The 20445-nt window shown below is 52.5% G+C and carries 18 protein-coding genes; 11 read left to right on the top strand and 7 right to left on the bottom strand.

Features of this window, described 5'->3' with window-relative positions; genetic code table 11:
• Window positions 1-25: 25 nt before the first annotated feature.
• From pspC to pspA, 3 genes are all read right to left on the bottom strand, one after another.
• Entirely contained in the window at window positions 26-385 is a 360-nt protein-coding gene (gene pspC, locus ABSH60_RS18240) for an envelope stress response membrane protein PspC (RefSeq protein WP_136377376.1), read from the bottom strand.
• Entirely contained in the window at window positions 385-612 is a 228-nt protein-coding gene (pspB, locus tag ABSH60_RS18235; protein WP_122095571.1) for an envelope stress response membrane protein PspB, read from the bottom strand. The genes pspC and pspB overlap by 1 nt, the downstream gene beginning before the upstream one ends.
• A 96-nt stretch (window positions 613-708) precedes the next feature.
• Window positions 709-1380 (bottom strand): phage shock protein PspA, encoded by a 672-nt coding sequence (pspA, locus tag ABSH60_RS18230; protein ID WP_056773707.1) that lies wholly within the window; start codon window positions 1378-1380, stop codon window positions 709-711.
• A gap of 233 nt (window positions 1381-1613) precedes the next feature.
• Here pspA and pspF point away from each other — a divergent pair, with 233 nt between their 5' ends.
• On the top strand, window positions 1614-2618 hold the full coding sequence (gene pspF, locus ABSH60_RS18225; RefSeq protein ID WP_390975158.1) for a phage shock protein operon transcriptional activator: 1005 nt from the start codon (window positions 1614-1616) through the stop codon (window positions 2616-2618).
• 225 nt (window positions 2619-2843) lie between these two features.
• On the opposite strand, the gene zigA is transcribed toward pspF, so the two are convergent.
• A complete protein-coding gene (gene zigA, locus ABSH60_RS18220; RefSeq protein ID WP_390975156.1) occupies window positions 2844-4031 on the bottom strand; it encodes a zinc metallochaperone GTPase ZigA in 1188 nt (395 codons plus the stop codon).
• 218 nt (window positions 4032-4249) lie between these two features.
• Here zigA and sapA point away from each other — a divergent pair, with 218 nt between their 5' ends.
• The 7 genes from sapA to dtpA all read left to right on the top strand — a co-directional run bounded on the left by sapA (window position 4250) and on the right by dtpA (window position 13081).
• Window positions 4250-5914: an ABC transporter substrate-binding protein SapA gene (sapA, locus tag ABSH60_RS18215; protein WP_390975154.1), complete on the top strand. Its 1665-nt coding sequence runs from the start codon at window positions 4250-4252 to the stop codon at window positions 5912-5914.
• Entirely contained in the window at window positions 5911-6876 is a 966-nt protein-coding gene (gene sapB / locus ABSH60_RS18210; protein ID WP_056773694.1) for a putrescine export ABC transporter permease SapB, read from the top strand. The genes sapA and sapB overlap by 4 nt, the downstream gene beginning before the upstream one ends.
• Window positions 6863-7753, top strand: coding sequence for a putrescine export ABC transporter permease SapC (gene sapC, locus ABSH60_RS18205; protein ID WP_122095575.1), 891 nt, complete (start codon window positions 6863-6865; stop codon window positions 7751-7753). The genes sapB and sapC overlap by 14 nt, the downstream gene beginning before the upstream one ends.
• A complete protein-coding gene (gene sapD, locus ABSH60_RS18200) occupies window positions 7753-8745 on the top strand; it encodes a putrescine export ABC transporter ATP-binding protein SapD (RefSeq protein ID WP_056773685.1) in 993 nt (330 codons plus the stop codon). Before sapC ends, sapD begins: the two co-directional genes overlap by 1 nt.
• The gene (gene sapF, locus ABSH60_RS18195; protein WP_056773684.1) at window positions 8745-9560 is read left to right on the top strand and encodes a putrescine export ABC transporter ATP-binding protein SapF; all 816 of its coding nucleotides are present in this window, start codon (window positions 8745-8747) and stop codon (window positions 9558-9560) included. Before sapD ends, sapF begins: the two co-directional genes overlap by 1 nt.
• Window positions 9561-9779: 219 nt before the next feature.
• On the top strand, window positions 9780-10982 hold the full coding sequence (locus ABSH60_RS18190; protein ID WP_056773681.1) for a peroxidase-related enzyme: 1203 nt from the start codon (window positions 9780-9782) through the stop codon (window positions 10980-10982).
• Between the two features lie 587 nt (window positions 10983-11569).
• The gene (gene dtpA, locus ABSH60_RS18185; RefSeq protein ID WP_390975151.1) at window positions 11570-13081 is read left to right on the top strand and encodes a dipeptide/tripeptide permease DtpA; all 1512 of its coding nucleotides are present in this window, start codon (window positions 11570-11572) and stop codon (window positions 13079-13081) included.
• A 293-nt stretch (window positions 13082-13374) separates the two neighbouring features.
• Here the strand turns inward: dtpA and ABSH60_RS18180 are convergent, their stop codons facing one another.
• The 3 genes from ABSH60_RS18180 to ABSH60_RS18170 all read right to left on the bottom strand — a co-directional run bounded on the left by ABSH60_RS18180 (window position 13375) and on the right by ABSH60_RS18170 (window position 16875).
• On the bottom strand, window positions 13375-13839 hold the full coding sequence (locus ABSH60_RS18180; RefSeq protein ID WP_390975149.1) for a hypothetical protein: 465 nt from the start codon (window positions 13837-13839) through the stop codon (window positions 13375-13377).
• Window positions 13784-15679 carry a diguanylate cyclase domain-containing protein gene (locus ABSH60_RS18175; protein ID WP_217203279.1) on the bottom strand — a complete coding sequence of 632 codons (1896 nt, stop codon included), beginning with the start codon at window positions 15677-15679 and terminating at the stop codon, window positions 13784-13786. The genes ABSH60_RS18180 and ABSH60_RS18175 overlap by 56 nt, the downstream gene beginning before the upstream one ends.
• A 164-nt stretch (window positions 15680-15843) precedes the next feature.
• Window positions 15844-16875, bottom strand: a complete 1032-nt coding sequence (locus ABSH60_RS18170) for a helix-turn-helix domain-containing protein (RefSeq protein ID WP_390975146.1) — start codon at window positions 16873-16875, stop codon at window positions 15844-15846.
• A gap of 171 nt (window positions 16876-17046) precedes the next feature.
• Between ABSH60_RS18170 and ABSH60_RS18165 the strand changes: the two genes are divergently transcribed.
• From ABSH60_RS18165 to dapA, 3 genes are all read left to right on the top strand, one after another.
• Window positions 17047-17316 (top strand): hypothetical protein, encoded by a 270-nt coding sequence (locus ABSH60_RS18165; protein WP_056773662.1) that lies wholly within the window; start codon window positions 17047-17049, stop codon window positions 17314-17316.
• A 370-nt stretch (window positions 17317-17686) separates the two neighbouring features.
• Window positions 17687-19360, top strand: a complete 1674-nt coding sequence (locus tag ABSH60_RS18160; RefSeq protein ID WP_183846604.1) for an EAL domain-containing protein — start codon at window positions 17687-17689, stop codon at window positions 19358-19360.
• Between the two features lie 122 nt (window positions 19361-19482).
• A complete protein-coding gene (gene dapA, locus ABSH60_RS18155) occupies window positions 19483-20349 on the top strand; it encodes a 4-hydroxy-tetrahydrodipicolinate synthase (RefSeq protein ID WP_136375364.1) in 867 nt (288 codons plus the stop codon).
• The last annotated feature ends 96 nt before the right edge of the window (window positions 20350-20445 follow it).

Raw genomic sequence — 20445 nt, 5'->3', positions numbered from 1 at the left:
GACGTCCGGCGGCCAGAAGCGTTCTTTACAGCTGACGGAAACGGCTGCGTACGCCGAAGGTTTCCGAGGTGACGTAGCGTTCAACCTGACGCAAACGCTGTTCGCTGGCTTTCAGCTCACGATCGGCCTCCTGCAGCAACGTCCGTGGCGAGGGTGCCGCTTCACCGTCGAACTCACTGGCGGGTACCGGATCCAGCACATAACTGAGAATGATGTAAGCCACCACGGTGAACATAAACAGGCCGAAGAAAATCGACAGCACCGCCATGATCCGCAGCAGTTTTACCGGTACGCCCAGGTAGTGCGCCAGACCGGCAAGGACGCCTTTTATCACGCCCTCTTCCGGTACGCGGTAGAGTTTTCGTTCTGACATTCGGCTCGTCATTATGATTGCCTCCAGCCCGGATGTTCGGAATCCAGAATTTCTTCCAGCGCCTGAATACGTTCACGCATGCGCTGCGCATCTTGCGTCAGGCTGGAGAGATTCTGTATCTCATGCTGACTGAGCTGAGTGCCATTTTGCTGGCGATTGCTGTAGTGAAGCCACAACCACACGGGCGCCACGAATAAAACGAAAATGGTCAGCGGAATAGCTAAAAACAGGAAGCTCATTGTCTCTCCTTATGAGTCTTTTTTGTGCCGGTTAAGGCGTTTGTCCTGCAGTGTGAACCCGCCCGCAGGCAGGTTCATCAACGGTGCAATGCGCAATTATGCGTCCTGGCTACCGTTCATTTTAGCTTTCAGGGCAGCGATCTGTGCGCTGATTTCATCGTCGGCTTTCAGTTCGGCGAATTCCTGATCCAGCGATTTCTTTTTGCCAATACCGACCGTTTCAGCCTCGGCTTCCATGTGATCGATGCGGCGTTCAAACTGCTCAAAACGCGCCATCGCTTCATCAATTTTACCGCTGTCCAGCTGACGGCGAACGTCACGGGAAGATGACGCGGCCTGATGGCGCAGAGTCAGTGCCTGCTGACGGGCACGGGTTTCGGTCAGTTTGCTTTCCAGCTCGCCAATTTCTGACTTCATGCGATCCAGCGTTTCTTCCACGACGGTCACTTCGTTTTTCAGCACAATAACCAGGTCGGAGAGTTTCTGTTTTTCAATCAGCGCAGCACGCGCCAGATCGTCTTTTCCTTTACGCAGCGCCAGCTCGGCTTTGTCCTGCCATTCGGCCTGCTGAGACTCGCCCTGATCGATGCGGCGGATCAGCTGTTTCTTTTCTGCCAGCGCACGGGCGGAGGTCGAACGTAACTCAACCAGTGTGTCTTCCATTTCCTGAATCATCAGACGAACCAGTTTTTGCGGATCTTCAGCTTTATCCAGCAGCGTGTTGATGTTGGCGTTAATGATGTCAGCGAAGCGAGAAAAAATACCCATAATCGAAATTCCTCTTTGATTCTGTTTGGTTTCCGGCCAAATGATTACCGGTCAAATCCGCAGGAAATTTTTCAGCTGCGGCGATAAACCTATATCAGGATCCGTGCCAACTTTTTAAAATCTTTATCTTCATGAATAAATTGAATTTTTTAATGAGGACTCTGCTATGCTTATTTTTCAAGATGATGATTTTCACTAAGTGTTAGTGTGTTTCACCACGCAAGGAAGACCAAATGACGGATAACACAGACAATTTACTTGGCGAAGCCAACGCCTTCATCGAAGTGCTGGAACAGGTGTCACAACTGGCAAAGCTGAACAAACCGGTTCTGGTCACCGGCGAACGCGGCAGCGGTAAAGAACTGATCGCGCATCGTCTGCATTATCTGTCCCCGCGCTGGCAGGGGCCGTTCATTTCTCTTAACTGTGCGGCACTGAATGAAAACCTGCTGGATTCCGAGTTGTTCGGCCACGAGGCTGGCGCATTTACCGGCGCGCAGAAACGCCATCTGGGCCGCTTTGAGCGCGCCGACGGCGGAACGCTTTTCCTCGATGAGCTGGCGACCGCGCCGATGCTGGTGCAGGAAAAACTGCTGCGCGTGATTGAATACGGTCATCTGGAGCGCGTCGGCGGCAGCCAGCCGTTGCAGGTGGATGTGCGGCTGGTGTGCGCAACGAATGATGATTTACCCGTGCTGGCTGAAGCAGGAAAATTCCGCGCCGACCTGCTCGACCGTCTGGCTTTCGACGTGGTTCAGTTGCCGCCCCTGCGTGAGCGCCAGCAGGACATCATGTTACTGGCCGAACATTTCGCCATTCAGATGTGCCGCGAACTCTCACTGCCGTTGTTTCCCGGTTTCACAGAACATGCGCATGACACGCTGATGCGTTATCGCTGGCCGGGAAATATCCGTGAGCTTAAAAACGTCGTCGAACGCTCGATGTACCGCCACGGCACCAGCGAGTTTCCGCTCGACAACATTATTCTCAATCCTTTCGCACAACGCACCGCGGCGGAAAAGACGGAGACGCCCGCTGATAACCCGGCGCTGCCGGCCTTACCGCTGGATTTAAAACAATGGGTGACCGGTCAGGAAAAAAATCTGATCGAGCAGGCACTGCGGCAGGCACGTTTCAACCAGCGCAAGGCGGCTGAATTACTGAACGTGACTTATCATCAGTTACGCGGCATGTTGAAAAAGCATGGAATACAGGTAAATGCGCAGGAAAGTAACTGAATTTCAGACAAAAAAAAGCCAGCACCCGAGCTGGCTAAGTCATTCTGGAAGCAATGTGAGCAATGTCGTACCTCGCGATTAACGCCCCTGGCGGGACACCTCTCGTCCGGTGAAAAGAATGATAATGGTTCTCAGTATCGTCTGTAAAGCACTTTGTTGAGAATTTTTCTCATTACCACAACGTCATTATGGCTACTTATTGAACAACCTTAACCTCCTTAAGGATTACCATTCGGGGAACGGATCGGCCATTGCCATCCAGTTATCGATGCCCTCTGCCATCTGTTCTTCACTTAACAGGCACGCATCCAGCTGGCGGATAATCTCCGCCTTATCGAGATGCTGACCAATAAACACCAGCTCCTGCCGCATGTCGCCGAACGGTTCCACCCATTTCTCCATGATCTGCTCGCGCGTTTCCTCATCCTGCGGCCAGTCGCTTTCCGGCAGGGCGCGCCAGAAAATACCCGCCATGCCGTAGTGGGCAATTCCCCCCGCCTGACTCCACTGCCCGGCGAATCGTGGCCGCGTCGCCAGCCAGAAAAAGCCTTTTGAACGCAGCAGATTGCCACCGCCCCAGTCGCCGTGCACCACGCGGTAAAACTTATCCGGATCAAACGGCCTGCGGGCGCTGTAAACAAAGCTGCTGATACCGTATTCCTCAGTCTCCGGCGTGTGCTCGCCACGCAGCTCTTTCAGCCAGCCGGGTGCCCGCTGCGCTTTAGCGAAATCGAAACGCCCCGTATTGAGCACGCTTTCCAGCGGCAGACTGCCTGGCGAAATCGGAAGTATGTGCGCGTCCGGATTGAGGCTTTTCAGCAACGCGATAACTTCCCGCTGCTGCTGACTGTCCAGCATGTCGGTTTTACTCACCAGCAGAACGTCGCAAAACTCTATCTGGTCGATCAGCAAATCGGTCACGCTGCGGTTATCCTCCTCACCCAGACTTTCGCCTGCCTCCTGCACGCTACGCGCTTCCTGATATTGCTGCATAAAATTGACGCCATCGACCACGGTGACCAGCGTATCCAGCCGGGCAAACTGCGACAAACTTTCGCCGTTTTCATCTTCAAAAGTGAAGGTTTCCGCTACCGGCAGCGGCTCCGAGATACCGCTCGACTCAATAAGCAGATAGTCAAACCGCCCCGCCTGCGCCAGTTCACGCACCGAAATCAGCAGATCTTCGCGCAGCGTGCAGCAGATGCAGCCATTGCTCATTTCCACCAGTTTTTCCTGCTGGCGGTCGAGGGTAATTTCGTTGGCGACCAGCGCGGCATCGATATTCACTTCGCTCATGTCGTTGACGATCACCGCCACGCGCATGCCCTGCCGGTTATTAAGAATGTGATTAAGTACGGTGGTTTTGCCCGCGCCAAGAAAACCGGACAGCACGGTAACGGGAAGTAAGGACATCGTTAACCTCTTATCGAAGGAGAGTGCAGGAATACTTCGCCTGCGATTATTGTTATATTATAACATAACAATATCAGTCCAACTTCAAGGGTTTTATTTTTATCCGCATAAAATTTGCGCGATGTGCCGCAGTAATACGCGGTGTTTCGCGCAATGGATTGGGGTACCTCGCAGAGTACGGTACACTTAAGGCATTGCACCTTAACTTTGAAGCCTTTATGCGTCGTCTAACCTTGTGGATGCTTTTACTGAGCGGTTTGTCCACAGCAGTGTTTGCTGAGACTGCCCCACCCCCCGCCAGCGCGCCGGTCATCACTGCGCCGGTGAAAGATATTCGCCAGAGTGGCTTTGTCTATTGTGTCAACGGCATGATCAATACGTTTAACCCGCAGAAAGCCAGCAGCGGGCTGATCATTGATACGCTCGCAGCACAATTGTATGACCGCCTGCTGGATGTTGACCCCTACACCTATCGTCTCATCCCTGAGCTGGCGCAGAGCTGGGAAGTTCTTGACGGCGGTGCGACGTACCGATTCCATCTGCGTAAAGACGTGCCTTTCCAGCAGACAGGCTGGTTCGCGCCTTCCCGCAAAATGAATGCCGATGACGTGGTCTTCAGCTTCCAGCGCATCATTGATCCGAACAATCACTATCACGGCGTCAACGGTGAAGATTATCCCTACTTCGACAGCCTGCAATTCGCCAAAACCATCAAAAGCATCAAAAAAATTGACGACGCAACGGTTGAGTTTCGCCTGAACAATCCGGACGCCTCTTTCCTCTGGCATCTGGCGACGCACTACGCGCCGGTGCTGTCTGCGGAATATGCCGCCAGTCTGCAAAAAGCAGGCAATGAAGAAGAGATCGACCGCCAGCCGGTGGGCACCGGTCCGTTCCAGCTCGGTGAATACCGTACCGGACAGTACGTGCGTCTGATGCGTAACGGGCAATACTGGAAAGGTAAACCGCGCATGGCGCAGGTGGTGATCGATATGGGCGTTGGCGGCACCGGGCGTTTATCCAAACTCCTGACCGGTGAATGCGACGTGCTGGCCTATCCTGCCGCCAGCCAGCTGTCGATTCTGCGTGAAGATCCGCGTTTGCGCCTGTCGCTGCGCCCCGGTATGAACGTGGCATATCTGGCCTTCAATACGAATAAAGCACCGCTTAACGATCCGCGGATCCGCCAGGCGGTTGCGTTATCTATTAACAATCAACGCCTGATGCAGTCGATCTATTACGGCACAGCCGAAACCGCTGCCTCTATTTTGCCGCGCGCGTCGTGGGCGTATGACAGCAACGCGCAGGTGACGGAATATAATCCGAAGAAAGCGCAGAAAATCCTCAAAGATTTAGGGCAGGAAAAGCTGACCCTGCATTTATGGGTGCCGACCGCCTCGCAGTCGTTTAACCCGAGCCCGCTTAAAACCGCCGAACTGTTACAGGCAGACCTTGCACAGGTGGGGATTAAAGTGATCATCGTGCCGGTCGAGGGACGTTTTCAGGAAGCCAAGCTGATGGAGATGAATCACGATCTGACCCTGACCGGCTGGTCTACCGACAGTAATGACCCGGACAGTTTCTTCAGGCCGATGCTCAGCTGTGCGGCGATCCCTTCCCAGACCAACTATGCTCACTGGTGTGACCCGGCGTTTGATGAACTGCTGCGTCAGGGCCTGCTTTCTCAGCAGCTTTCGCAACGCATTGAGTTTTATCAGCAGGCGCAAAAAATTCTTGAGCAGCAACTGCCGGTGCTGCCGCTGGCCTCTTCCCTGCGCCTTCAGGCTTACCGTTATGACATCAAAGGGCTGGTTTTGAGCCCGTTCGGCAACTCATCGTTTGCAGGTGTCTTTCGCGATGACGAAGGAAGGAAAGCACCATGATCATCTTCACGTTACGTCGCGTTCTTTTGCTGCTGGTTACGCTGTTTTTTCTCAGCCTGGTGGCCTTCAGCCTGAGCTATTTCACCCCAAATGCACCGCTGCGCGGAGCGTCGTTATGGGATGCCTACCATTTTTACTTCACCAGCTTATGCCAGCTGGACTTTGGCGTTTCCAGCATTAACGGTGAAAGTATCCGCTACCAGCTCAGAGCGGTGTTCCCGGCGACCATGGAGCTTTGTGTGCTGGCCTTTGCCCTGGCACTGCTGGTCGGCATTCCGTTCGGCATTCTCGCAGGCGTAATGCGCGGAAAATGGCCGGATATCGCGATCAGCAGTCTCGCCCTGCTCGGCTTCTCCATCCCCGTATTCTGGCTGGCCGTGTTGCTGATGCTGTTCTTCTCGCTACAGCTTGGCTGGCTGCCAGTGTCCGGACGGTTGGATCTGTTGTATGAGTTGAAAACCGTCACCGGCCTGACGCTTATCGACGCCTGGTTGTCTGATTCTCCGTATCGTCATGAAATGATTGTCAGTGCCATTCGTCATATGGTTTTACCGATCGCCGCGCTGGCGGTGGCGCCCACCACAGAAGTGGTCCGTCTGATGCGGATTTCAACCGACGAGATCCTGACAAAAAACTATGTGAAAGCCGCCGCGACGCGGGGATTATCACGCTTCACGATTATCCGCCGCCATGTGCTGCACAATGCATTGCCGCCGATCATTCCCAAACTCGGTTTACAATTCTCCACCATGCTGACGCTGGCGATGATCACTGAAGTGGTCTTTAACTGGCCGGGCATCGGGCGCTGGCTGATTAACGCCATCCGTCAGCAGGATTACGCGGCGATCTCCGCCGGCGTGATGGTGGTCGGATCGCTGGTCATTGTGGTTAACGTGTTCTCAGACATTCTGGGTGCGCTGATGAATCCATTGAAACATAAGGAATGGTATGCCCTTCGATAACGTATACCGCGAAAAACAGGTACCCAGCCCGCTGCGTCACACGTGGGGGATTTTCTATCGCGACACATTGTCGATGATTGGTTTCTACGGCGTTATCGGGTTGCTGTTCCTGTGTGTTTTCGGGCACTTTCTGGCTCCTTACGCGCTGGATCAGCAATTTTTAGGGTATCAGCTACTGCCGCCATCTTGGTCACGCTACGGCAATGTCTCTTTCTTCCTCGGCACTGATGATCTGGGGCGCGATTTACTGAGCCGCATCCTCACCGGGGCGGCACCGACCATCGGCGGTGCGCTGGTGATTACGCTGGCAGCCTCTCTGTGCGGCGTGATTATCGGTGTTCTGGCGGGGATCTCCCGCGGGCTGAAATCCGCCATTCTTAACCATATTCTCGACACGCTTTTATCCATTCCCTCTTTATTGCTGGCGATTGTAGTGGTGGCTTTTATCGGCCCTAAACTTGAGCACGCAATGCTGGCCGTCTGGCTGGCGTTGTTGCCGCGTATTTCCCGCACCATTTACAGCGCGGTGCATGATGAGCTGGAGAAAGAGTACGTTGTCGCCGTGCGCCTCGACGGTGCGTCGACCTGGCAAATTCTGCGTTACGCGGTGCTGCCCAACATTGTGGCCGTACTGGCGACCGAGTTTACCCGCGCGCTGTCGATGGCAATTCTGGATATCGCCGCGCTCGGTTTTCTCGATTTGGGCGCGCAGCTGCCTTCGCCGGAATGGGGCGCCATGCTCGGTGATTCGCTCGAACTGGTGTACGTCGCGCCGTGGACGGTGATGCTGCCGGGGGCCGCTATTCTTATCAGCGTATTGCTGATTAACCTGCTGGGTGACGGTGTGCGTCGGGCGATCAATGCGGGAGTGGAATAATGCCATTACTTGATATCCGCAATCTGACCATCGAATTTATGACCTCAGAAGGGCCGGTTAAAGCCGTCGACCGCGTCAGCATGACGCTCAGCGCCGGGGAAATCCGCGGCCTGGTGGGAGAATCGGGTTCCGGTAAAAGCCTGATCGCCAAAGCCATCTGTGGCGTGACCAAAGATAACTGGCGCGTAACGGCTGACCGGATGCGCTTTGACGATATCGATCTGTTGCAACTGACACCGCGCGAACGCCGCAAGCTGGTGGGGCAGAATGTCTCGATGATTTTTCAGGAGCCGCAATCCTGTCTGGACCCTTCCGAGAATATCGGACGCCAGCTGATTCAGGCTATCCCCGGCTGGACCTATAAAGGCCGCTGGTATCAGCGTTTTCGCTGGCGTAAATACCGGGCCATCGAGCTGCTGCATCGCGTCGGCATCAAAGATCATAAAGACATCATGGCCAGTTATCCTTATGAACTGACTGAGGGTGAATGCCAGAAAGTGATGATTGCCATTGCGCTGGCGAATCAGCCACGTTTGCTGATTGCCGATGAGCCGACCAATGCCATGGAGCCGACCACGCAGGCACAGATTTTCCGTCTGCTGGCGCGGCTGAATCAGAACAATAACACCACCATTTTGCTGATAAGCCATGACCTGCAAATGATGAGCAAATGGGCGAACCGCATTAACGTGCTTTACTGCGGGCAGACCGTCGAAAGCGCCACCTGCGAAGATCTGCTGGCCACGCCGCACCACCCTTATACGCAGGCGCTGATCCGCGCGATGCCTGACTTTGGCCGCTCGCTGCCCCACAAAAGTCGTCTGAATACCCTGCCCGGCGCGATCCCTTCGCTTGAGCATCTGCCCATCGGATGCCGTCTGGGGCCGCGCTGCCCTTATGCACAGAAAAAATGCATTGAAACTCCCCGTCTGCGCCTGGCGAAAACCCATGCTTATGCGTGCCACTTTCCGCTGAACATGGAGGAGCAATAATGGCCGAAACTTTCCTCGAAGTGCGTAACCTGAGCAAAACGTTCCGCTATCGCACCGGGCTGTTCAGAAAAATGAATCTTGAGGCGGTAAAACCTGTCAGCTTTACGCTGCGGGAAAAACAGACGCTGGCGATTATCGGTGAAAACGGCTCGGGTAAATCGACGCTGGCGAAAATGCTTTCCGGCATGGTGGAACCGAGCGGCGGTGAGATTCTGATTGACGATCATCCTCTGGCATTTCGTGACTACCGTTTTCGCAGCCAGCAAATCCGCATGATTTTTCAGGATCCGAGCACGTCACTCAATCCGCGTCAGCGTATCGGCCAGTTACTTGAAGCCCCGCTGCGCCTGAACAGCGAAATGGATGCCCAGCAACGGGAGCAGCGCATTAACCAGACGTTACGTCTGGTGGGGATGTTGCCAGACCATGCTAACTATTATCCGCATATGCTGGCCTCCGGGCAAAAGCAGAGCGTCGCCCTCGCCCGCGCGTTGATCCTGCAACCTAAAGTCATTGTGGCCGATGAAGCCCTGGCATCGCTGGATATGTCGATGCGATCGCAAGTCATCAACATGATGCTCGAATTACAGGAAAAACAGGGGATCTCGTATATCTACGTGACACAGCATCTCGGCATGATGAAACACATCAGCGATCAGGTGTTGGTGATGCATGAAGGGGAAGTGGTTGAGCGTGGTAATACCGCGGAAGTGCTGGCAGCACCGCTGCACGATCTCACAAAGCGACTGATTTCCAGCCACTTTGGTGAAGCGCTGACCGCCGACGCCTGGCGGCGTGACGGAAACGGACGCTGATAAATTTCATAAGCGCGTTTCTAAAAAACGGTGTCAGGTATCTGATGCCGTTTTTTTTAGCCATTGCGGTACAAATATTCGTCATAAATAGATTTAGCTGGCATTTCTGCGTTTATCTATTCCTTTTCGCTATGATTTATCGCTTAACATTATTTTATCTCGACACCAGGATAGGCAACGATAGGGTCTGTTAATTTGCCTGATGCAAAGGACCCGATCATGGAACAACAACGCAAGGCCGCGCACAGCGGCTGGTATCACGAGACACAATGCAGCCAGCAGGGTTATCTGCCGCTCGATCCGCATGCTGCGTTGGCTCAGGATCGCTTCTTGCTTGGGCTGGATGCACAACTGGACCCTACGCTGCGCGCCTTGATCAACGAGCGTCAGGGGCTGCTGAACGCCTCACGAGCGTGTTACGATGTGCTTTTTCCGCACAGCCTGCGCGTGTCGCGCACTGAAACGCTCTCTTTATACGACCGCCTGAGCAGTGCGCTCACCGTGGCCCAGGTCAGCGGCGTACAGCCACTTTGTAGCCATTACGCCGCCCGCCTCGCCCCGCTCTCCAGCCCGGACGCCTCCCGTGAAAGTAACATCCGCCAGACTCACATCACTCAGTTCGCGCGATTACTTGCCACCCAGCCGACGTTAATCACCGCGCCAATGCTGAAACAGCTCAATGATATTGGCCTGAGCACGCAGGATATTGTCACCTTTACGCAATTGATCGGTTTTGTGAGTTATCAGGCGAGAGTGCTGGCTATTTTAAACGGGTTACGCGGCCGCGCAGCTGCCGTTTTGCCGGGTTTCCCTTCCCCTGAAGGTTGTGAGCAAAAGGGCTTTTCACTGGCGATGTTGCAATGGACATCACGGCTGCCGGAAGTCGCGCCTGAAAGCGCCAGCCAGCATCAGCAGGATGTGCTGGATCTGATTGCACCCGATGCGCGCTCCTCTTCGTTTTACACGCTGCTGGTTCACAATGCCGATGCACTGAGCGAATTCTCGGCGGTGTTCAATAACATCATGCAGGCGGGCGAGCGTCCGAAAGCAGCCTGGCGTGAACTGGCGGCTGTGGCTACGTCTGAGCTGAACGGCTGCCTGTACTGCGCGGGCATACACGGGCGTTTGTATCTGGAAGCCGAAGGCAAGCCGGAATTAATCGAACAGTTGTTTGAGGCGACTCACCGTGATGACATTGTGGATGCGGTGTCACAACAACAGGCGGGCAGTGCAGAAGCAGCATTGCTGGAAAGTGTCATTGCGCTAACCCGTACACCGGAACGTTTCGATGCGCGTCTGCTGCACGGTTTGTCTGACGCCGGTTATACCGCAACACAATCTCTGGATATATTGCTGACCACGGCGCTGTTCAGCTGGTCGAATCGACTGATTCAGACGCTTGGCGATACGCTGAGCAAATGATCGGCTAAATTCCCCGCTTTCCCACTGATGCTTTATTCGTCAACTCCGGCAGGATTTCCCCCTGCCTGAGACATCAAATGTAAACACCCTTGCCGTTTAACCTCCCTAAGTCGTACTAATCTTATTTTCAATCGGAAATTTAGTGTTAAAACGAGAAGTAGATCACATTACCCCTGTTGTCGTTTTAAACGCTGATTTTTGAACGCACCAAGAATGAATAAAACGCCACAAACCGCAAATTAACCGGGTTTATTCACTGTTTATTCACGATGAATGAGTGATTTAAACCATCAATGATATCGATGGAAAAATTAAACTTATATGCCTTTGAAGATGAATATTCATACAACATATTCGCGTTGCCTATTTCAAAAACATAAACGTTAATTCTGCATAACATTTCGAACACAGTTTAATCAGGTCGGATAAGTTATATGTAACGGAATATGTCAAACTCCTTGCCTCATTTACGTAGATAGTGAACATTACCTGCCGTCATCCCCATCTTATAACAATGCAAAGGGTGCTTATTTCGCGCCACTTATGCGTTTCCGCCATACGGCCGGAAGGAATAAACAGAGGTACGAGTGTCAACTGCAAACAAAACACCAAACAATGAAAGCGTGAGTCTGAACGCCTTCAAACAACCTAAAGCGTTTTATCTGATCTTCTCCATCGAACTGTGGGAACGTTTCGGTTACTACGGCCTGCAAGGGATCATGGCGGTTTACCTGGTCAAAATGCTTGGCCTGAGTGAAGCCGACTCCATTACCCTGTTCTCGTCATTCAGTGCGCTGGTCTACGGCTTCGTAGCTATCGGCGGCTGGTTGGGCGATAAAGTGCTCGGTTCAAAACGCGTGATCGTGCTGGGCGCGATTGTTCTGGCGTTAGGTTATTCATTCGTTGCCTATTCCGGCCACGAAGTTTTCTGGGTTTATCTGGGTATGGCGACCATCGCCGTCGGCAGCGGCTTGTTTAAAGCAAATCCATCCTCATTGCTTTCTACCTGCTATGCAAAAGATGACCCGCGTCTTGATGGCGCATTCACCATGTATTACATGTCCGTCAACATTGGTTCATTCTTCTCAATGCTGGCAACGCCTTGGCTGGCAGCCAAATACGGCTGGAGCGTGGCGTTCTCTCTGAGCGTGGTCGGGATGCTGATCACTATCGTGAACTTCCTGTTCTGCCGCAAATGGGTAAAACGTCAGGGTTCAAAACCGGATTTCGAACCCTTACAGTTCCAGAAACTGTTGATGGTGCTGGTGGGTGTTGTCGCGCTGGTGTTCATTTCAAGCTGGTTGCTGCATAACCAAACCATCGCACGTATGGTTCTGGGTGTTGTTTCTGTCGGCATCATCATTGTTTTTGCGAAAGAAACGTTCGCGATGAAAGGCATTGCACGCCGTAAAATGATCGTGGCTTTCCTGCTGATGATGGAAGCTGTGGTGTTCTTCGTGCTGTACAGCCAGATGCCAACGTCTCTGAACTTCTTTGCAATTCATAACGTCGGTCATGACCTGCTGGGTATCAGCTTCCAGCCTGAGCAGTTCCAGGCGCTGAACCCGTTCTGGATCATGGTTGCCAGCCCGCTGCTGGCTGCGGTTTACACCAAAGTCGGTGACCGTATGCCAATGCCGCACAAGTTTGCTATCGGTATGGTGCTGTGTTCCGGTGCGTTCCTGGTGCTGCCGTGGGGTGCGAGCCTGGCGAATGAAAACGGTATTGTGTCTGTTAACTGGCTGGTACTGAGCTACGCATTGCAGAGTATCGGTGAGCTGATGATTTCTGGCCTCGGTCTGGCTATGGTGGCACAGCTGGTTCCACAACGTCTGATGGGCTTCATCATGGGCGCATGGTTCCTGACGACCGCAGCCGCTGCGATTATTGCAGGCTACGTGGCTAACCTGACGGCCGTTCCTGCCGACATTCAGGATGCGCACGCTTCGCTGGCCATTTACAGCCATGTGTTCTTGCAGATTGGTATGGCGACCGCCGTCATTGCCGTGCTGATGCTGATCACCGCCTCTAAGCTGCACCGCATGACGCTGGATCGTGACACTGACGAAAAACAACCTGATCTGGCTTCTGCGCAATAATCACAGAAAGCATTTGATGATGGTTACAGAGCGCCTCCTTTCGGGAGGCGTTTTTTTTGGTGCTAATTTAGCAAAGGTCTTCATTGTGTTAGGATTGTGTAAGTTTACTCCTGCTGACATGGCCCTTTCTGATGAGCAACCGTTACACCAAATATGAACAACTCACGCGCTGTTTAGCTGCTGATATCCTCAAAAATAAAAAGTCATTCTCATGGCGACGCATCATCCTGCGATGCATTAAACAGCCTAAGCACAGATACATTTTTTGGTGGAGGATCGCGAGTTACTTATACTCAACCGACAGCCATTTTTGTAAAAGCCGTGCGCGGAAGATCAATTTCTCCCTCATCAAAAAATACAACATTGAAATTATGCTGGGTACGCAAATTGGTGAAGGGATCAGGCTGCCCCATTTCACAGGTATCGTGATTAATCCCTATTGCAACATAGGGAAAAATGTCCGCATCCGGCAAAATACGACGATTGGAATCAAAGATGATGTGGAAGGCGTGCTCCTGACCATTGGCGATAATGTCGATATTGGCGCGAACTGCTGCATCATTGGGAACGACATCACGATTGGTAATAATGTTGTGATTGGTGCGATGTCTTTTATCAATAAAAGCATTCCGGATGATGTTGTTTGCTATACCGAAAAAACCAATAAGATCATTGTCAGAACAGAGTAAATCGCGCTTTAAGTCAGCCCAGATAATAACGCCCTTTCCCGCCCTGCTTGGCGCGATACATGGCGGCATCTGCGCGTGCCATCAGCGTGTCGGGCATCATAGGCTGACGCGCACGCCCGATGGAGACACCGATGCTGGCAGACAATGCGACCGGCACACCGGCGATTTTTTCGATGGTTGTGAGGGCGCTTATCAGCCCGAGACAGATGCGGCTGACATCATTTTCGCTGTTGCCCAGGTGGCTGAGTAAGACGGTGAATTCATCGCCCGCCAGTCGCGCGACGATATCTTGCGAACGCAAATGGGTTCGCAGGGTGTCTGCGAAAAACTTAAGCACCAGATCGCCAAATTCATGCCCGTAGGTGTCGTTGTAAGCTTTAAAATTATCAATATCCAAAAAGAGCAATGCGATGTCTTTATCTGCTTTTTCTTGTTGTTTTGCGGCATACATCAGGGACTGCTGAAACGCCCGGCGGTTTGGCAGCCCGGTCAGTGAATCATGATTCGCTTCGAACTCCAGCTGCGCCTGAAGTTTTTTGATCTCGGTAATGTCGGTGGAAAGGCCGTAGTAACCGTTACGGACATCGTCGCAGGGAATAAGCGTGGTATGCAGTACGCCCCCCATGCCGAACCCCGAATTATCCGGCAATTCGATCTCATAACTGACCGTAATGCCCTGCAAAACCTGCCTGATGTAGGGCTGAATGATCTGATAACTCGCGTAGCCCACCACATCACGCACCTGCCGACCTCTGACCTTCTCCTCCTCCACGCCATACCAGTTGGCATGAAAATGATTCACAAAGGTGTATTGCTCGCTGGCGTCCACATGGCAGATAAGCGCGGGGATATTATCGGTGATGGCGCGCAGACGATTTTTACTTTCGGTCAGTTCCCTTTCGCGCGTCAGGCGCCGGGCAATCTCCTGATGCAGCTGATCCATCGCGACCTGCAGTTCGACGGTGCGCGCAGCAACGCGGCGCTCAAGATCGCCCTGCAGGGAGTACAGTGCCTGTTCGATGTGTTTGCGTTCGGTAATGTCGCTGATGACCACGATATAGTGATGCGCTTCCCCCGCGGCATTGCGCACCAGCGACGCCGTCAGGGTGACCCAAAGGGTGCTGCCATTGGCACGTTGCAGGAGTTTTTCGACGCTGAAACTGTTGATTTCACCCGACAGTAAACGCGGGATAAGGATGTTTTCAGCGTAGACGTCGTCGGCGTGCGTCACGTCATGCAACAGACAGGCGCGCAGCTGAAACTCTGCATAGCCGAGCATGTTGCAGACCTGCGGATTAATGCGCAGCCAGCGCCAGTCGAGCGCGACGAGTGAGAATCCTACGGCAGCATGGGCAAATGTTTGCTCAAACAGGGCTTCGCTTTTTGCCAGATTATCTTCCACGGTAGCGGTGTACTGGCGGTTTTCGAGATGCAGAATGTAGCTTTGGACCAGCGCGGTCATATCCAGCAAAGTTTGCTGATCTTCATCACTCCACTCGCGGGGCTGGTCATCCAGAAGGCAGAATGCGCCGAGTGCAACACCTTCTTTGGAATGCAGTGCGCATCCTGCATAAAACACAATGTGCGGGTCGCCGCAGACCAGAGGATTGTCGTGAAACCGCAGATCAAGCCGGGCATCTCTGACAATTAACGGCCCTGCTTCAAGAATGGTGTGACCGCAAAAAGAGGTGTCGCGGGGAGACTGATTGATATTGAGGCCAGTTTGGGAGAGAAACCACTGCCGGTCGGAATCAATCAGCGAGACTAAGACCGCCTTAGCCTGAAACTGCCGGGCCGCCATACGGGTAATGCGATCTATCTCCTCGATCCTGGGCGTATCCAGTATGCCCAGTGACGCCAGTATCGTCAGACGCGCCTGTTCATCTACTGCCTGTTGAGGGACTAACATAATGGACTCTCAGTCATTACCGTTGGACATCTCAACAAGTCTACTGCGTTTACCTCAAAATTCGGCGCTGATTCCGCCACGTACAGGCAAAATCAGAATAGTGACAGAACATAAAAAATCTCATTTATTAACAACCTTTAAACATTAGTTGTTAAATCAATTCTTTAAAGGGAACTCACCCAATTGACGTGCGTCGCCCCCGGATGACCAGACTGCTCCGCATCACGGCGGAATCGTTCGCGCATCTCAGACGGCGTCGCGCCGTAGAACTCATTGAAGTAACGGCGAAGCACGCTGAGCTCCAGTCCGCACTGGCGGGCAATGGCCGCAAGACTCTGATCGGACATCGACGAGGTGCGTAACAAACGCTTTGCCAGCAACACCCGCCGGCTGCGAATAAACTGAGCGATGCCGCCGAGGGGTTCGAACAACCGGTATAGCCCCGAACGGGAAATAGCAAAGTGCTTGCACAAGGCATCAATGCCGATCGGCTTGCTCAGGTGTTTTTCAATATGCAGACAAATACGCTCGAGGCGTGCGCTTTGCTCGAAGGGATGTTCCACTTTTTTCCCGGCAATAAGATGCAAGGTTTGCAGAAACACCGAGGCAGCACCTTCACCCGTGCTCAGCACTTCCTGATCGGTCATCTGGTCAAATACCTGCACCATGGTGGCAAAATGGTTGCGCAAAATAATGTTCACCGGAGATGAGGCTGGCACCCTCTTACCGTGCAGCGAGGCAATATCGACATTAAAATGCAGGCTGTGTTTGGGCATAATGATGTACTGATAAGTGCCCAGACGCGGTTTGACGTCTCCCGGATACACGTGGATTTGTATCGGCTGCGACATATCCTGAATCAGGATATCGCCCTGTGCCAGTTGAAAACGTTCACCGAAGCACAGGCAATCCATACCGCCGATAATCACAATAAAAATCACGATATGATCGGGCATGGAGAACAGATTTCCGTACTGGCGGTTAATATCGTGCTCACTCACCGTCAGAACGCCGCCAATCACGCGGCCAAAGTTATAACCGGTAACGCCCCAGTCAAACTCTTCCCGGTTCTTATCGGGCAGTTCCAGTTTGAAACCCGCACTCGACATTCCGTCTTCCCATTCATAAAAACGGGTTTCGAAATCCTGATAAATGTTGGCACCATCAACAATCTTTCGTGAAGACGAATCGCTCATTTTCGCACCGGAAATTAAGATAATTCCTAAAAGATACTCTACGCGATACCGGGAGATCAATCTCTGTACAAAAATAACGGGGAGGAAAAGAGATCGCCAATTTGTTATTCTTAACAGACGCTTTGTCACTCCCCGCCTCCCCTAACTCAAACGACTCACCAGGAACAGCCGATGGAAAAACGTAAAGTCCTGGATGAAGGACGTCAGTTAAAACGCATGAATGCCGAAACCCGGCGTCAGTCTCATATGCATAAATGGTTTGCGATTGTGGCAGCGCTCGACTGCGTGCTGGTCATTTTTTACGATCAGGATATGCGTAATATTGTCTTCTCGGCGGGGGTATGCATCGTTTGTACGGTACTGTGGTTAAAAGGCCGTAAACAGTCTCGCGGATACCGGCGTGAGTGGGACAAAAAATTCGGTACGAAGAAACATCTGTAGTTAACAGCCGAAGTTTAACGTCGGTCGTCTGCTTTCTTTACCGTCATCATTCCTGCCTTACGGGTGAATATGCCTTCTCCTGATAAAGAAAATCCTAATTTGTATTTTATTCAGCGCTCAGCACGATTGCGTGCAGGGGAAATCCCGTTTTCGTCCTGAAAAAAACGCGCTGACGGCAGTTGAACGTTATTCACCCGAATAAAATGTCGAATACTTTACTTAGCACATGATAACCAATTGAATTTTAAAATTTAAAAACAACCATAATATTCTCATCCAATTGTGAGTAATAATTGCAAAAACCTGATGAGCTTATTGCCTGACCTACGGGGCCACATCACTTACATTTTCTGCTCGGGGTAGTTAACTCATGCTTACTGATATTGCGATATGCCAGGCGGTTCTTGATGCCCTTCCCGAAGCCACGGTATTAAAAGATGATTCACGCAAGCTGGTCTTTCTTAATCAAAAAGCGAGCGAATTTTATGGTCGCCCCAGGGAAGAGTTGATCGGTGAAGACGTGTCCTTTTTTACCGACCCGGAGCAGGCTGCACGCCAGCGCGAACGTGATATCGACGTGCTGGCAACCGGTGAAAAAACCGTTCATGAAGAAACGCTTATAGACCCGGCGGGCAAGCGACGAAATGTTCTGGTGCGTAAATCCCGCGTCACGCTTGAAGAGCGGCAATATATTCTGACGTCGATCATGGATATTTCTTTGCTGCGAAACTCCGAAGCGCAGATCCGCTATCTGGCCCGTCACGATGTATTAACCGGCCTGCCCAACCGCACGGCGTTAAATGAAGAACTCAGCCAGATCGCCGCGCAGAGAATGTATCGTCCGGAAACTTACGCCCTTTTTCTGCTTAACCTGAATGATTTTAATTACATCAACGATACCTACGGTTATCAGGCAGGCGACGCTATTTTATGTGAATTCGGTCAGCGTTTGCGCAATGAAGTCGGAACAACCGGCATTGTTTCGCGTATCGGGGGGGATGAATTTTCTATTATTCTGCGCGACAGCCCGACAAATGAAATGACGCAAAATCTGGCGCTGGAAATATTGGTCATGATGCGCCAGCCATTTGCTCTGACACGGGCCAATCCTTTGATCACCCTGTCGTTTGGAATAGTCATGTTTGGCGCCGAGAATATTACCGCCGGTGAGATCATGCGCCGTGGAAATACCGCGCTGTTGGAGGCCAAACAACGGGGTAAAAATGTCTTTTCTTATTATTCCGAATTACTTGATGCCAGCACGGTCAGCAAACGCATTATGGTGAAAGCGCTTGCAGAATCCCTCTCACGGGAAGGGGATCTGTCCTGCGTTTATCAGCCGATTTTGCGCAGCCTTGATGAGAAAGTGGTGTGCGTGGAAGCACTGGCCAGATGGAATCACGGCGTGCTGGGGGCCGTCTCCCCGGTGCAATTTATCGCGCTGGCCGAAGAGACAGGCCTGGTGATTCAGCTCGGTGACATTGTTCTTCGCCAGGCATGTCGCGACATCAAGCCACTGGATAAGCTCAATCTGGCCATTAACGTCTCTGCTGTACAGCTCGGTGAACCCGACTTCGGCGTGCGGCTTTTGGCCTTGCTTAAGGAAGAGGATTTTCCGCCTTCGCGGCTTGAACTCGAACTGACCGAAACGTCGGTGATGAATGCGAATGCCACCAGCCTCAGCCATCTGATGGAACTGCGTAAGCTTGGGGTCAAAATTTCTCTGGATGATTTTGGTACAGGTTATTCAAGTCTGAGTTTGCTGAAAGATATATCGGTAGACAGCGTGAAAATTGACCGTTCGTTTGTGCAGTACGTCACAGAAGTGAACGATACTGCCGCCATCGTGACCGCCGTCTCCCAGCTGGGTAATAAAATGCATCTCAACGTCATCGCCGAGGGCGTTGAAAATCAGTTGCAGAAATCCTTTTTAGTTTCAGCAGGTTGCTCACATCTCCAGGGGTATTTATTCTCCCGTCCTGTTTCGGTTGAGGTGTTACGAAACCTCCTGGGCGCTGAAATGGATATTTTAGCCAGCTCCTGAGGCGGCTCTCATAAGCGCCATAGATAACTCAAAACACCTTATTAATTCATTCAATTGGCACTGGCCCCTGTTTTACTGACATGATCCGTGGCTGATAAATAACGCCGTTTAAGGAATACATCATGTCATCGTTTTCAGGTATCTGGGTCCCACTGGTCACACCTTTCCATCAGGGTGAGGTCGACTTTACCGCACTGAAATCATTGTGCACCCGGCTGCTCAAACGGGGCGTGGATGGCGTTGTCGTCTGTGGAACAACCGGTGAAGCGCCGATGCTCACCAAAGAAGAACAGCTGCAGGTGTTGGATGCCGTGCTGGAAATCGTCCCCGGACATCAGGTGATCATGGGGTTGTCCGGCACGCACATGCCGGTTATCCGCGATATGCAGAATGCGATTTCACAGCGTCCGGTCGCCGGGCTGTTAGTGCCTGCGCCTTATTACATCCGCCCGTCTCAGCCCGCGCTGGTGGCGTGGTTTACTGAAATCGCCGATCAGGCCACAGTGCCGGTGATGATCTATAACATCCCTTATCGCACCGGTGTGCAGATGGAGATCGACACGCTGCGTCAATTGGCGAAACATCCGCGGATCACGGCCATCAAAGATTGCGGCGGCAGCATTGATCTGACGCTGTCGCTGATTGCTGACGGTGAGCTGGATGTGTTGTGTGGTGAAGATGTGCAGATTTTCTCGACGCTCAGTCTCGGCGGTGCCGGGGCTATAGCAGCCTCTTCGCATATTTTCCCGGAAGAGTTTGTCCGGCTTATCCGGGAGTTTAAAACTCAGGATATCGTTGCCGCGCGCAAAACTTTCTTTGGCCTGTTGCCCATGATTCGCCTGATGTTCTCCGCACCCAATCCGGCAGCGATAAAGTTTGCTCTGTCGCTGGACGGGCTGATGGCGAACGAATTACGTTCCCCCATGCTGCCTGCGCCCGAATCTGTTGAACAGGCCGTCCGCGATTATCTGAATCAGCACGCGCGTTAATTGCTGACTCCTGGCGAACCGCTTCAATGTTCACCATAAAGGCGACATAAGCACGGCAGGCGCAATTTAAACACTGACTTTTACTCCCGCCGGTTC

Origin of the sequence: Rahnella sp. R3(2024) (genome assembly GCF_042920125.1) — a bacterium.
GTDB classification, from domain to species: domain Bacteria; phylum Pseudomonadota; class Gammaproteobacteria; order Enterobacterales; family Enterobacteriaceae; genus Rahnella; species Rahnella rivi.
Note: the sequence above shows the minus strand (reverse complement) of the source record. Positions and strands in the feature narration are given on the sequence as shown.

Bases quoted from the DNA above. Each gene is read 5' to 3' on its own strand.
- pspC (WP_136377376.1), bottom strand. From the start codon at position 385: ATGACGAGCCGAATGTCAGAACGAAAACTCTACCGCGTACCGGAAGAG.
- pspB (WP_122095571.1), bottom strand. From the start codon at position 612: ATGAGCTTCCTGTTTTTAGCTATTCCGCTGACCATTTTCGTTTTATTC.
- pspA (WP_056773707.1), bottom strand. From the start codon at position 1,380: ATGGGTATTTTTTCTCGCTTCGCTGACATCATTAACGCCAACATCAAC.
- pspF (WP_390975158.1), top strand. From the start codon at position 1,614: ATGACGGATAACACAGACAATTTACTTGGCGAAGCCAACGCCTTCATC.
- zigA (WP_390975156.1), bottom strand. From the start codon at position 4,031: ATGTCCTTACTTCCCGTTACCGTGCTGTCCGGTTTTCTTGGCGCGGGC.
- sapA (WP_390975154.1), top strand. From the start codon at position 4,250: ATGCGTCGTCTAACCTTGTGGATGCTTTTACTGAGCGGTTTGTCCACA.
- sapB (WP_056773694.1), top strand. From the start codon at position 5,911: ATGATCATCTTCACGTTACGTCGCGTTCTTTTGCTGCTGGTTACGCTG.
- sapC (WP_122095575.1), top strand. From the start codon at position 6,863: ATGCCCTTCGATAACGTATACCGCGAAAAACAGGTACCCAGCCCGCTG.
- sapD (WP_056773685.1), top strand. From the start codon at position 7,753: ATGCCATTACTTGATATCCGCAATCTGACCATCGAATTTATGACCTCA.
- sapF (WP_056773684.1), top strand. From the start codon at position 8,745: ATGGCCGAAACTTTCCTCGAAGTGCGTAACCTGAGCAAAACGTTCCGC.
- ABSH60_RS18190 (WP_056773681.1), top strand. From the start codon at position 9,780: ATGGAACAACAACGCAAGGCCGCGCACAGCGGCTGGTATCACGAGACA.
- ABSH60_RS18180 (WP_390975149.1), bottom strand. From the start codon at position 13,839: ATGCCGCCATGTATCGCGCCAAGCAGGGCGGGAAAGGGCGTTATTATC.
- ABSH60_RS18175 (WP_217203279.1), bottom strand. From the start codon at position 15,679: ATGTTAGTCCCTCAACAGGCAGTAGATGAACAGGCGCGTCTGACGATA.
- ABSH60_RS18170 (WP_390975146.1), bottom strand. From the start codon at position 16,875: ATGAGCGATTCGTCTTCACGAAAGATTGTTGATGGTGCCAACATTTAT.
- ABSH60_RS18165 (WP_056773662.1), top strand. From the start codon at position 17,047: ATGGAAAAACGTAAAGTCCTGGATGAAGGACGTCAGTTAAAACGCATG.
- ABSH60_RS18160 (WP_183846604.1), top strand. From the start codon at position 17,687: ATGCTTACTGATATTGCGATATGCCAGGCGGTTCTTGATGCCCTTCCC.
- dapA (WP_136375364.1), top strand. From the start codon at position 19,483: ATGTCATCGTTTTCAGGTATCTGGGTCCCACTGGTCACACCTTTCCAT.